Annotated in this window: 11 protein-coding genes; 6 read left to right on the top strand and 5 right to left on the bottom strand. The window is 68.1% G+C overall.

The window, feature by feature from the left end:
* Positions 1-102: 102 nt before the first annotated feature.
* A complete protein-coding gene (gene azu / locus B2J86_RS00210) occupies positions 103-558 on the bottom strand; it encodes an azurin (protein ID WP_169168541.1) in 456 nt (151 codons plus the stop codon).
* Between the two features lie 193 nt (positions 559-751).
* On the opposite strand from azu, the gene B2J86_RS00205 reads away from it, so the two are divergent.
* The 4 genes from B2J86_RS00205 to B2J86_RS00190 all read left to right on the top strand — a co-directional run bounded on the left by B2J86_RS00205 (position 752) and on the right by B2J86_RS00190 (position 6339).
* On the top strand, positions 752-1345 hold the full coding sequence (locus B2J86_RS00205) for a YigZ family protein (protein WP_173024428.1): 594 nt from the start codon (positions 752-754) through the stop codon (positions 1343-1345).
* Positions 1346-1430: 85 nt separating this feature from the next.
* Positions 1431-4331, top strand: coding sequence for an EAL domain-containing protein (locus tag B2J86_RS00200; RefSeq protein WP_173024427.1), 2901 nt, complete (start codon positions 1431-1433; stop codon positions 4329-4331).
* Between the two features lie 179 nt (positions 4332-4510).
* Positions 4511-5938, top strand: a complete 1428-nt coding sequence (locus tag B2J86_RS00195; protein ID WP_173024426.1) for a dihydrolipoyl dehydrogenase — start codon at positions 4511-4513, stop codon at positions 5936-5938.
* Between the two features lie 95 nt (positions 5939-6033).
* Positions 6034-6339 (top strand): helix-turn-helix transcriptional regulator, encoded by a 306-nt coding sequence (locus B2J86_RS00190; protein WP_173024425.1) that lies wholly within the window; start codon positions 6034-6036, stop codon positions 6337-6339.
* 93 nt (positions 6340-6432) lie between these two features.
* Here B2J86_RS00190 and B2J86_RS00185 read toward each other — a convergent pair whose 3' ends face one another.
* From B2J86_RS00185 to B2J86_RS00170, 4 genes are all read right to left on the bottom strand, one after another.
* Positions 6433-7143 (bottom strand): VIT family protein, encoded by a 711-nt coding sequence (locus B2J86_RS00185; RefSeq protein ID WP_173024424.1) that lies wholly within the window; start codon positions 7141-7143, stop codon positions 6433-6435.
* A 345-nt stretch (positions 7144-7488) separates the two neighbouring features.
* Positions 7489-8847, bottom strand: a complete 1359-nt coding sequence (locus tag B2J86_RS00180; RefSeq protein ID WP_173024423.1) for a sodium:proton antiporter — start codon at positions 8845-8847, stop codon at positions 7489-7491.
* 153 nt (positions 8848-9000) lie between these two features.
* Positions 9001-10401, bottom strand: coding sequence for a sorbosone dehydrogenase family protein (locus B2J86_RS00175; protein ID WP_371735944.1), 1401 nt, complete (start codon positions 10399-10401; stop codon positions 9001-9003).
* A gap of 477 nt (positions 10402-10878) precedes the next feature.
* Positions 10879-11724 carry a fumarylacetoacetate hydrolase family protein gene (locus B2J86_RS00170; RefSeq protein WP_169168534.1) on the bottom strand — a complete coding sequence of 282 codons (846 nt, stop codon included), beginning with the start codon at positions 11722-11724 and terminating at the stop codon, positions 10879-10881.
* Between the two features lie 301 nt (positions 11725-12025).
* On the opposite strand from B2J86_RS00170, the gene B2J86_RS00165 reads away from it, so the two are divergent.
* Positions 12026-12637: a chromate transporter gene (locus B2J86_RS00165; protein ID WP_173024422.1), complete on the top strand. Its 612-nt coding sequence runs from the start codon at positions 12026-12028 to the stop codon at positions 12635-12637.
* A complete protein-coding gene (locus B2J86_RS00160; protein ID WP_169168532.1) occupies positions 12634-13224 on the top strand; it encodes a chromate transporter in 591 nt (196 codons plus the stop codon). Before B2J86_RS00165 ends, B2J86_RS00160 begins: the two co-directional genes overlap by 4 nt.
* Positions 13225-13233 lie beyond the last annotated feature (9 nt).

Here is a 13233-nt window from a genome sequence, read left to right as displayed (position 1 = left end):
GCATTCCGGGGGTAACCCGGCAGTGTACATTTTAAAGGTTTCCGGCCCTGGGTAAGGGTTTCTATGCAGGATCTGCCACCGGCCCGCCGCCGGCCACGGTGCTTATTTGGCCAGCGCCAGCGTGCCCTTCATGAGGGCGGCATGGCCCGGGAACGAGCAGAAATAGGCGTAGGACTCACCCGCCTTGAGCACACTGGTGGCAAAGGTCACCGAGTCGCTCTCGCCGCCACCCACCACCTTGGTGTGCGCGATGGCGCGCGCATCGCCCGCTTTCACGTAGTTGTTGCCCAGGCCCGCGGCCGCTCCGTCGGTCACCACGCCCTGCATGTCGGCCGCCTTGCTCAGCACCCAGTTGTGCCCCATGGATGCCTTGGGCAACTTGCCCACATGCTTGAGCGTCACCGTGAACTGCTTGCAGCTCGCGGGCACCGCAATGCTGCTTTTGTTGAACTGCATCGCGTCATTGCCGTCGATTTCGGTCGCGCAGTCCGCTGCCCATACGGGCGTTGCCGCCACCAGCGCGAGCGCGAATGCCACAGGTTTCCAATGCTTTGCCATGACAAACTCCTTCAAAAATTGAAGAACAGGCGCTGCGCAGAACCAGCCCGCCGCAGCGGCCTGAAGGGAGCAGATCATGCGCTCCGGCCCGACAAGGCGCCACCACACCGCCAAAGGCTGCTTCACTGTCGCCGTCTTTCGCAGCAGGGTGCCGGGCTGCGCGCACAGGCCCCTGCGTTAAGCTCGCCCGCCCATGCCTTTCACCGTCTCCGCCCCCACCCACAGCGACCTCACCATCAAGAAAAGCCGCTTCATCGGCTGCGTCCAACCCATGGCCGACCGGGCCGCGGCCCAGGCCCATGTCGATGCGCTCTGGAAGCAGCACCCGGGCGCGGCGCACATCTGCTGGGCGCTGATGGCGGGCGGCCAGTCAGCGGCGGTGGACGACGGCGAACCCGGCGGCACCGCCGGGCGCCCCATGCTCGATGTGCTGCGCCACCACGACCTCGACGGCGTGCAGGCCACGGTGGTGCGCTACTTTGGCGGCGTCAAGCTCGGTGCGGGCGGCCTGGTGCGCGCCTACACCGACGCCGTGGCCCAGGCCCTGCTGGCAGCAGACAAGGTGCCGCTGCAGCGCATGGCAACGCTGCAATGCCTGGTGCCCTATGCGCTCGAAGGGCTGCTGCGCCGCGAGGTGGAAGCCGCCGGCGCCACGCTGCTGGACGTGCGGCACGGCTCGCTCGTCACGCTGCAACTGCGCCTGCCCGAGGCACAGGCTCACGGCTTCGTGCAGCGCGTCAACGACCACGGCCAGAGCCGTGTCGGCTGGACCGACGCACCGGATTGAGCGCGGACAAATAACAATTTGTTTCGCGCACTACACTTTCGCGCAAACTCACTTCGTCGGTTCAGCGCAACGAACCCGCCAGTCCATGCTGACCCATCCCAGCCACCAACCTGAAGCCCGCCACACCTTCCGTGCCGTGGGCACATTCTTGGTGCTGCTGCTGGCGATCTGCTGGCTGCCGTCCCTGCCGGGCACCAAGGGCGTGGCGCACTATCTGCCGTTGCACATGGCGCTGGAGACGCTGGCGATCGTGGTGGCCGGACTCACGTTTGGCGTGGTCTGGAGCGCGCGGCACGAGCAGTTGCCACGCAACGCATTGCTGCTGGCCTGCGCGTTCCTGGGCGTGGGCCTGCTCGACTTTGCCCACATGCTGTCTTACGAGGGCATGCCGGCCTTCATCACTCCCAACTCCCCCGAAAAAGCCATTCGCTACTGGCTGGCGGCACGGCTGCTGAGCGCGCTGGCCTTGATCGCGGTGGCTTGGCTGCCTTGGACCGCGAGCGCCTCGCAGCCGCGCGCCTTGCCTGTGCTGATGGTGGCCCTGGTGCTGCTGCTGGTCACTGCACTGCACGGCCTGTTTTTCTTTGACCCGCACCTGCTGCCCAACACCTTCGTGCCCGGAGAAGGGCTCACCGCCTTCAAAATTTTTTTTGAGTATGCGCTGATGGCGCTGAACCTGGCCGCGGCCGCCCTGCTGCTGTGGCACATGCGCCAGCCGCGCAGCTTCAACGCCAGCGGCCTGTTCGCGGCGGCGTGCGTCATGGCACAAAGCGAGTTCCTCTTCACGCGCTACGCCGGCGTCACCGACATCTACAACCTGGCCGGCCACCTCTACAAGATACTAGCCTACGCCTTTCTGTACCGCGCCGCTTTTGGCGAAACGGTGCAGCACCCTTATGCCCTGCTGCGCGCTTCGCAGAGGCAGTTGCAGGCCACACTGGACGCCCTGCCAGACCCGCTGCTCGAGTTCGACGACGAGGGACGCACCCTGGATGTGCGCACCGGCCACGCCGGCCACCTGCTCGCTCCGTCCCGCCGTTTGCTCGGCAAAACCGTCCAGGACATTCTTCCTCCCGCAGACGCCCGGATCGCCCTGGCCGCTCTGAACGAGGCACGCCAGCACGGGTTCTCCCGCGGCCGCATCGTTGCGTTGCAGGTGCCCGACGGCACACGCTGGTTTGAACTGTCCGTGGCACGAAAGGCCCTGCACCCGGGGCAAGGACAGCGTTTCGTGGTCATACCGCGCGACATCACCCGGCGCAGGCACAATGAAGAGGCCATGCGCACTCTGTCTCAGGCGGTGTCGCAAAGCCCGGTCCCCATCGTCATCACCGACCTGCAGGCGCGCATCGAGTTCGTCAACGACGCCTTCACGCGCACCAGCGAATACACGGCAGCGCAGGTGCTGGGTAAGAACCCGCGCCTGCTGCAGTCGGGCAAGACCCCTGCATCCACCTATCGCAGCATGTGGGCCGAGTTGACACAAGGCAAACCCTGGCAGGGCGAACTGGTCAACCGCAGCCAAAGCGGGCGCGAATTCATTGAATCGGTGCTGATCTACCCGGTGCGCAACGCCGAAGGCGTGGTGACGAACTACCTCGCGCACAAAGAAGACGTGACCGAAATGAAGCGGGCGGCCGAACGCATCCAGCGACTCTCACACTACGACCAACTCACCGGCCTGCCCAACCGCACGCTGCTGGACACCCGGTTTCAGTACGCCATCCGCCAAAGCGCAACCCTGGCGGTGCTGTGGATCGACCTTGACCGCTTCAAGGACGTGAACGATTCGCTGGGGCACAACGGAGGCAACCTGCTGCTGCTGGAAATATCCCACCGCCTGCGCTCAAGCCTGCAAGACCACGACACCCTGTCGCGCCACTCGGGCGATGATTTTGTCGCCCTGCTGCCCCACACTGGCCAGGGCGAGGCGGCCAAGCTCTGCGTCCGCCTGCTGGACGCGCTTGCACAACCGATGCTGGTGTCGGGGCACGAGGTGTTCCTGACCGCATCGATCGGCATCGCCATCTTCCCCGACGACGGCGACCACCTTGAAGCCCTGCTCAAGAATGCCGAGACCGCCATGTACCGCGTCAAGGACGACGGGCGCAACAACTACCGCTTCTTCACGCCCGAGATGCAAGTGCATTCCGCGCGTGCGCTGGCCCTGGGCAACGCCCTCAAGCAGGCCCTGCACCGGGGCGAGTTGCACTTGGTGTACCAGCCGCAGATAGCGCTCAAGGACGGCAGCGTCGTGGGTGCCGAAGCCCTGCTGCGCTGGAACCACCCGCAATGGGGCGCCGTGTCGCCGGCGGAATTCATTCCGCTGGCCGAGGCCAGCGGGCTCATCGTTCCAATGGGTGAATGGGTATTGAACACCGCGCTGCATCAGCTGCGCGCCTGGCTGGATGGCGGCCTGCCCATGATGACCATGGCGGTCAACCTCTCGGCCGTCCAGTTCGGGCAGCCCGGCCTGCCCGAACTGGTCGGAGAACTGTTGGAGCGCACCGGCGTGCCCGCCGAAGGCCTAGAGCTGGAACTGACCGAAGCCGTGGCCATGAAAGCGCCAGAAGTCGCGGCCCAGAAAATGCGGGAATTGCGCCAGCGCGGCGTCCGTTTGTCCATCGACGACTTTGGCACCGGCTACTCGTCGCTGAACTACCTCAAGCGCTTCAAGATCAACAAGCTCAAGATCGACCAGTCCTTTGTGCGCGACATCGGCACCGACCCGGACGACCAGGCCATCGCCACCGCCATCGTCCAGATGGCCCACAGCCTGGGCATGGCCACCATCGCCGAAGGCGTGGAAACCGCCGAGCAACTGGCCTTTCTGCGCGCGCGCGGCTGCGACGAAGTGCAGGGCTACCACTACAGCCGACCGCTGCTGCCTGAGCAGTTCGAATCTTTTGTGCGCGCCAACCTGCAAGAGCGCTCCGCCAAGGCCGCGCAAACGGGCCTCCGTGTGGCGGAATATTCTGCTATCTAAAAGATAGCTTTAAGCGCTTACCCTGTAAGCGATACGGGCCAAAAACCCGTCCATCCAGCGCAGGAACTCTGAAGTGGATCTGCAGCCTGGCCGTGCCCGTGCAGACCTGCCCTTCGCCTACACCGCAGCGCCATTGCCTGCGCCACACTGGCGCCTTGCCGTGCTTTCGGAGACAACCCATGGACAACGCCCCCCTCGACGCTGTCATCGTCGGCGCCGGCTCGGCCGGCCTGGCCGCGCTGCGCGAGGTGCGCAAGCGCACCGACCGCTTCCTCATCGTCAACGACGGCCCCTACGGCACCACGTGCGCGCGCGTGGGCTGTATGCCGTCCAAGCTGCTGATCGAGGCGGCCATCGCGTTCCACCGCCGCCACAGCTTCGAAGAGTTCGGCATCACCGGCGGCGCGGCCCTGGCGGCCGATCTGCCTGCCGTGCTGCGCCGTGTGCGCACGCTGCGCGACAGCTTCGTGGCCGGCACGGTGGGCATCACCGACGCGCTGGGCGCACGCAGCGTGGCCGGCCGCGCGCGCCTGCTCGGCCCCACGCAGGTGCAGGTTAACGGCCAGACCTACAGCGCCAAAAGCGTCGTTCTGGCGCCGGGATCGCAGCCCGTGCTGCCGCCCGAGTGGCAAGCGCTGGGTGCGCGCGTGCTCACCACCGATACGCTGTTCGAGCAGACCACGCTGGGCCCGCGCATGGCCGTGGTCGGCATGGGTCCGCTGGGCCTGGAGATGGCGCAGGCACTCGCCCGCCTGGGGGTAGAGGTGCACGGCTACGCCACACGCGACCTGCTCGCCGGGCTGAGCGACGCGTCGGTCAACGCCGCGCTGCGCGAGGCGCTACAGGGCGAATTCACGCTGCACGTCGGCGCCCAAGCCACGCTGCATGCCGTCGACGGCGGCATCGAAGTGCGCAGCGGCACGCGGCGCACCGTGGTCGACCAGGTTCTGGTCGCCATCGGCCGGCGCCCCCAGCTCGCCGGCCTGGGGTTGGAAACGCTCGGCGTGGCGCTCGACAAGCACGGCATGCCCCCCGTCAACCCGCAGAGCCTGCAGGTGGCCGACCTGCCCGTGTACCTGGCCGGGGACGCGCACAATCACCGGCCCCTGCTGCATGAAGCGGCCGACGAAGGCCACATTGCCGGCATGAATGCCCTGGCGCCTGCGCCGCGCTGCTTTCAGCGCCGCACGCCGCTGGCCATCGTGTTCTCCGAGCCCAATGCCGCCGTGGTCGGCCAGGGCCTGACGGCGCTGCAACAGCAGGACGGCCTGGTGTTCGTCACCGGCAGCGTGGACTTTGCCCGCCAGGGCCGCGCGCGCGCTGGCCAGCGCAACGCAGGGCGCCTGAACGTCTATGCCGACCAGGCCAGCGGCCGCCTGCTGGGCGCCGAGCTCTGCGCCCCGGCCGGCGAGCACCTGGCCCACCTGCTGGCCCTGGCCATGGCCCAACAGCTCACCGTGGCGCAGCTGCTGGGCATGCCCTTCTACCACCCCGTGTTGGAGGAAGGCCTGCGCACCGCCCTGCGCGACGCGGCTCGCCAGCTGCCCCAAACCAGCGAATCCGACCTCGCCACCTGCAGCGCCATCGGCTCAGACGCGCTCGACTGAGGCAGGCACACGGGCTGAACCATGCCATCTCGGTACCGGGGCCATGGCTGGCAGGTGGTCTGCGCCCTGGGCACAAAAAGCGTATAAAACTGCACATGGACCCCGATCTCATTCCCAGCCTGGCCCGCGCGCGCAAGGCCCACCACCTCACCCAGGCCGAACTGGCCGAACGCGCGGGCCTCAGCCGCATGACCGTGCAGCGGCTCGAAGGCGGCAGCCTGGACCCGCGCCTGTCCACCCTGCAGGAAATGGCCCGCGTGCTCGGCCTGGAGTTGGTCGCCGTGCCGCGCCACCTGCGCGCGGCGGTGCAGGACTTCATCCAGTCCGGCGGCGCCCCCCTCGGCCAGCCCGGCGGCCTGGACGCCTCGTCTTCCGCCGAGGGCAACCCGGGCACGGTGTGAGCGCAGCAAGCGCTTCTCTATTTGCAGCTATCAACGCTTACCCAGCATGCGCTAGAGCCCATTTCGGCTCATATTCTGGCGGGCACGGCGCCCTCATCCCACCGGCGCCCCGAACAGCGCCCCGACGCCGGCCGTGATGGCCATGGCGAGCGCGCCCCAGAAGGTCACGCGCCAGGCGCCCACCCCCTGGCTGGCGCCGCCGGTGCGCGCGGCCAGGGCGCCGAGCAGGGCCAAAAAGACCAGCGCGGTGCCGGGCACCCAGACCAGCAGGCTGCCCGCCGGCGCCGCGACCGCCACCAACAGGGGCAAGGCGGCGCCCGCGGCAAAGCTGGCAGCCGACGTCAGCGCGGCCTGCACCGGGCGGGCGGCCAGGGCCGGGGAGACTTCGAGCTCGTCGCGCGCGTGCGCGCCCAGCGCGTCGTGCGCCATGAGCTGCCGGGCCACCTGCTGCGCCAGCACGGCGTCCAGGCCGCGGCGCTCGTAGATGGTGGCCAGCTCGCGCTCTTCGGCCAGCGGGTCGGCCGCCAGTTCGCGGCGTTCGCGGTCGAGGTCGGCTTTTTCGGTATCGGCCTGCGAGTGCACCGACACGTATTCGCCCGCCGCCATCGACATGGCACCGGCCACAAGGCCCGCCACCGCCGTCATGACGATGGCAGACGGGCTGACCTGCGCCGCCGCCACGCCCACCACGAGGCTCGCGGTGGAGACGATGCCGTCGTTGGCGCCCAGCACGGCGGCGCGCAGCCAGCCAATGCGGTCGCTGCGGTGGCGCTCCAGGTGCAGGCGGCGGGTGGCGGAGGTCATGCGGTCTTTCGTCGTGTGGAGCCCGGCAGGTTAGGGGCCACAGGGAGCCTCCGTCAAGCGCGGGCGGTGGCGGTGGGTAGGCGGCGTCCCCGCGGGCTCGGACACAGCGAAGACGCGGAGAGACAGGGAGTGGTGATGCCGGGCGACTTTGCGATCGAACGGGGGGACGCGGTGAAGGGCTGATCCCGGGCGCGCTGAAAGCTATTATATTCATAGCTACAAGCGCATGCCTGCATTGATCAAAAGGCCTTTTTCATTCATAAACACAAGAACAGGGGCGGCGAGTGCGCGCTGCCTTGGCTCGTCGCCGGCCGCTAGCACCGCCGTGCCATCCGCGGCTGCGCACTATTCGCCGCGCTTGCCGGAGCGCAAGCGGTGGCGAGCGTGCTTGCGCCGCTTTTCGTAGCGCTGCATCAGCGGCGTGACCGAGATGCCGTGCAGCACCACGGAGGCGACGACGACGGTGAGCGTGATGGACAGCAGCTGGCGCGCCAGCGCCGGCTCCAGCGCGTGGCCGATGGCATACACCAGGTAGTACACCGAGCCAATGCCGCGAATGCCGAACCAGGCGATCAGGCGCCGCTGCGGGCGTGCCACGGGCGCGCCCCACAGCCCGCTGACCACGGCCAGCGGCCGCACCAGCACGAACAGCAGGGGCACGAACCACAGCATGCGCCAGTCCCATTGCACCCAGGTCAACAGCGCACCTACCACCAGCACCACGGCCACCTCGGCCACGTGCTCGAGTTCGGTGTTGAAGCGGGCCACGGCACGCATGAGCTGCTCGGGCACGTCGGCGCCCTCCGCGCTCGGGGCGTGTTCTGCCGACACTGGCGCCCCCGCAGGGCTCTTGCGCACGCGCGCGGCCACCGGCGCAGCCTGCGCCACGGGTTCGAGCCGGCGCAGTGCCAGGCCGGCGGCAAACACCGCCAAAAAACCGTAGGCGTTGAGCCACAGCGCCACGCCGTACGCCAGCGCAATCAGGCCCAGTGCGAGGAATTCGTCGGCCCCGAGCGCTTCGTGGTGGCGCGTGCGCAAAACCAGAATCGCGCGCCCGACCAGGGCGCCCAGTGCATAGCCGATGGCCAGGCCGCCAGCCGCGGCCCACACCACGTCCACCGCCCACCAGCGCCAGCCTCCCGTGCCCAGGTCGTGCACATGCAGCAGGCCCAGCCCCAGCATGACGAACGGAAAGGCGGTGCCATCGTTGAGCCCGCCCTCGCCGGTCAAGCCAAAGCGCAGGCGGTCGCGGTCGCCGCCCCGGGCCACCTGCACATCGGACGCCAGCACCGGGTCGGTGGGCGACAAGATGGCCGCCAGCACCACGGCCGCCCCCAGTGACAAGCCCAGCAGCCCGTACCCCAGCGCCGTGACGACCCCCACGTTGATGCCCATCGACACCGTCGCCAAGCGCACCGGGATGCGCCAGCGCGGGTCGCGCAGCGGCAAATCCAGCTTGAGGCCGGCAGTGAACAGCGAGATCAGCACGGCAATTTCGGTCAGCCGCTCGATCAGCGCGCGGTCATCCTGGAACGGATCAAGCACCAGCAGGCCCAGACCCGCAGGCCCCAGCCCCACGCCGACCAGCAGGTAGAGCATGGACGCGCTGACCGGCAAGCGCGCGATCAGCGAGTTGCCCATGGTCATGGCAATCAGCAGCGCGCCGATCACCATGAACCCGACGGTGGCGGGCTCTACCGCCATGGGAGCCCCACCGCGCCTGCCGCCGAACGGCGGTGGCCACCGTTCGCAGAGCGCGCAAGAACCCGCCCCAGCGGCGCAAACAGAGGCTCAGGCGGGCACGGGGCAGGCCGCAGCATCGGTGCCTTACCCATTCGCGGCGGCCTGCGCTGTGGCTCAACGTTTGCCGGGCTGTGCGGCGCTGGCAGCCGATGCGTTGGCGTTGAACTGGCCGCCGGTGACGCGCCAGACCACATTGCCGACATCGTCGGCCACCAGCAGCGCGCCACGCGGGTCGATCGCCACGCCCACAGGGCGGCCAAAGGCCTTGCCGTCTTCACTCAAAAATCCCGTGAGCACGTCCAGGGGCAGGCCGCTGGGCTGGCCCTTGTCAAAGGGCACAAACACCACCTTGTAGCCGCTCAGGGGTTTGCGGTTCCACGAGCCGTGTTCGCCAATGAAGGCACCGCTGGCGAGCTGCGGCGCAAGCGCCTGGCCTTGGGCAAATGCCATGCCCAGCGGGGCCACATGGCTGCCCAGCGCGTAGTCGGGCGCAATCGCCTTGGCCACCAGGTCGGGCCGCTGGGGCTTGACGCGCTCGTCCACGTGCTGGCCGAAATAGCTGTAGGGCCAGCCGTAAAACGCGCCGTCTTTGACGGACGTGAGGTAGTCGGGCACCAAATCGTTGCCGAGCTCATCGCGCTCGTTCACCACCGTCCACAGCGCGCCGGTGTCGGAAGCCCAGTCCATGCCGTTGGGGTTGCGCAGGCCGCTGGCAAACAGGCGCTTTGCGCCGCTGGTGCGGTCGATTTCCCAGATGGCGGCACGGCCCTCTTCGGCCGCCATGCCGTTTTCGCCAATGTTGCTGTTCGATCCCACGGTGGCATAGAGCTTCGTGGCGTCGCGGCTGGCAATCAGGCTCTTGGTCCAGTGGTGGTTGATGTTGCCGCCGGGCAAATCGGTCAACAGGGTGGGCGCGGCGGTGATGCGGGTCTGGCCCTCGGTGTACGGAAAACGGAGTACGGACTCGGTGGTGGCGACATAGAAGTCGTTGCCGACCAGCGCCATGCCAAAGGGCGAGCGCAGGTTCTGCAAAAAGACGCTGCGCGTATCGGCCACACCATCGCCATTGGTGTCGCGCAGCAGTGTGATGCGGTCGGCCGATGCCACGCCGGCACCGGCGCGCTTCATGACCTTGCCCATCACCCAGCCCTTGATGCCCTTGTTGTCCTTGTCGGCATCGGTGGGCTTGTCGGGCTTGTTGCTCTCGGCCACCAGCACGTCGCCATTGGGCAAGACATAGACCCAGCGTGGATGGTCTAGCCCGCGGGCCAGCGCCGTCACCGTCAGGCCCGCCATGGCCTGGGGGCCCTGGCCCTGCGGCCAGCCCAGCGCGGGGGCAATGTTGACGGTGGGCAGGAGGCTTTTCTCGGGCGCGGGCAGCCGTGGATGCGGCCCGACACCCACGGGCGCATCGGGTGCCGCGCCGGCGTCCGGAGCGGCCATGGAGCACCCGCACGCCATGGCCGCCATGACCACGGCGGTCGTGCAGCGCACGGAAAAAAGCGAAGACAACATGACCGGTCCTTCGAGGGCGCCGCCCATCGCAAAAGCCCCATGCCGTTGCCACACGGTCAAGCGCGCGTGCTGCGATGGTGCGGCAGGAATGCGCGCCACCGTGTCGGTCAAATGCTGATATGGATGTCGGGCGCTACACGGCAATCGCCGCGCCTGTAGGCATGGGGCTACGGCGCGACACGGAGTCCGCCCACCTGCGCGCCTGCAGGCCACCTCTACAGTGAACGCATTCCCACCAACCTATCAGGAGATATCCATGCCCGTGATCCTCTGGATTCTTGGCGTTCCACTGACCGTCGTTCTGCTGCTGATGCTTTTTGGCGTTTTTTAAAACGCCCCGGCGCGCGGCAGCGATCTGCCTGTCGCCTGCGGCCTGGAACACCGCGCACCAGACCTCGCGTCCTGTGCGTTTTTTTGGCTTGCATGGCTGGCGCTACCACCGGAAAAACACGGGGCGGCAGCGCTCACCTCCTTACCTTAGCTTCCCACGCAGACCTGCGTCTGCTCGCCCAGGCCAGTGGCGCCCAGGCGCATGGTGTCGCCGGCTTTCAGGAACCAGGGTGCGGGCTTCTGGCCCAGGCCGACGCCGGCGGGCGTGCCGGTGAGCACGATGTCGCCGGGCTCCAGCGTCATGAACTGGCTGATGTAGGCCAGCACCGAGGGCACGCCGAAGATGAAGTTGCGCGTGTGGCCGTCTTGCATGCGCCGGCCGTTCACCTCCAGCCACAGCGCGATGGCGTGCGGGTCGGGCACTTCGTCGGCCGTGGCCAGCCAGGGGCCGATGGGGGCGAAGGTGTCGCAGCCCTTGCCTTTGTCCCATTGGCCGCCGCGCTCGATCTGGTAGCTGCGCTCCGACACGTCGTTGGCCAGCACATAGCCGGCGACGTGGGCGAGCGCGTCGGCCTCGGCGATGCGGCTGGCGCGGGTGCCGATGACGATGCCCAGCTCGACCTCCCAGTCGGTCTTTTGCGCGCCCGGCGGAATGCGCACCGGGTCGTTGGGGCCGCTGAGCGCGGTGATGGCCTTCATGAACAGCACGGGTTCGGCCGGTGTCGGCATGCCGGCCTCCAGCGCGTGGTCGGCATAGTTGAGGCCGACGCAGACGATCTTGCCCACGCCGGCCACGGGGCAGGCCAGGCGCGGGGTGCCGTCCACGGCCGGCAGGCGGCTGGCGTCGATGGCGGCCAGAGCCGACAGCGTGCGCGGGCCCAGTTGCGCCGGCCCCAGGTCGGGCAGCAACATCGACAGGTCGCGCAACACGCCCTGCGCATCCACCAGGCCCGCGCGCTCGGCGCCGGGCTGCCCATAACGAACCAGTTTCATTGTGTGTCTCCCTTGATGTGCTTGGCTTGAAAACCGATGGCGCGCTTTTTGGGGCGCACGCTGCATCTTAGAAGCCTGCGTGCAAATCCGAGGCGCAGCATGCCTCTCACGCCCACCCTGGCCATCAGCCCTGCCGATGACTGCATCGCGGTTCGCGATGCCTGCAGGGCCAGCGCTCGCGGCTTCCGACGTACCATTGGCCTCAAACGCGCCAGCGTGCGGGGGATCCCGGAACTTACTCTTTATTTGATAGCTATCATCGCTGGCCACCATTACATTTGAGACTGATTTCGTTCTTTTTATGCCAGTGCCATTGCCCTCCCCGGCTGCTCTCGAAGCCCCTTTTCCCTGCATTGGCGAGCGGCCCCGGCCGCGCAACCCCGCCGACCTGTTCTGGTCCTTCACCTGGCTGGCCCTGCAGGGCTTTGGCGGCGTGATGGCGGTGGTGCAGCGCGAACTGGTCGAACACAAGCGCTGGATGACGAACGAGGAATTCATCGAAGAATGGGCCGTGGCCCAGGTGATGCCCGGGCCCAACGTGGTCAACCTGTCGATCATGATCGGCGACCGCTACTTCGGCCTGCGCGGCGCCATGGCGGCATTGGCGGGCATGGTCACCTTTCCGCTGGCGCTGGTGCTGGCCATTGCCGTGCTCTATGCGCAGTGGGCCACGCACCCGGCTGTGGCGGGCGCGCTGCGCGGCATGGGCGCCGTGGCGACAGGGCTGATCGCGGGCACCGGACTCAAACTGCTGTCCGCGCTGCGCCTGCACCCGCTGGGGCCGCTGCAAAGCGCAGCCTTTGCCGCCGCCACGTTTGCCGCCATGGCCTTGCTGCGCGTGCCGCTGCCATGGGTGCTGCTGGGGCTGGGCAGCGCAGCGTGCGCGCTCAGCTGGCGAAAGCTCGCGCCATGACCGGCCTGGTGCTGCAGCCTCTCGACTGGCTCAACCTCTTTGTCTACTTTCTGTCGCTGTCGCTGCTGGCCGTGGGCGGCGCCATCGCCACCGCGCCCGAAATGCACCGCCTGCTGGTCGAACGCCAGGGCTGGCTGAGCGAGATGCAGTTCAACGCCAGCATCGCCCTGGCGCAGGCCGCGCCCGGGCCGAACGTGCTGTTCATCGCGCTGCTGGGCTGGAACGTGGGCCTGAACGCCGGCGGCACCGGCGCCATGGGGTGGCTGTACGGGCTGCTGGGCATGGCGGTGTGCATGCTGGGGATCATGGTGCCCAGCTCCACCCTGACCTGGTTGGCCACGCGCTGGGCGCACAAGCACCGCGAGCGCCGCGGCGTGCGCGCCTTCAAGCAGGGCATGGCGCCCATCGTGATCGGCCTGGTCATGGCCACCGCCTGGGTGCTGGGCCGCGCCCAAGGCCAGCTGGCCAGCGACTGGCCGCTGTGGCTGCTCACCGCAGCCACCATGCTGCTGGTGTGGCGCACGCGGCTGCACCTGCTGTGGATGCTGGGCGCGGGCGCGTTGCTGGGGGCGATGGGCTGGATCTAGGCGCGTGGA

Source organism: Acidovorax sp. SRB_14 (genome assembly GCF_012932145.1).
Taxonomy (GTDB): Bacteria; Pseudomonadota; Gammaproteobacteria; order Burkholderiales; family Burkholderiaceae_C; genus Simplicispira.
This window is presented reverse-complemented; position numbering and strand designations above follow the sequence as displayed.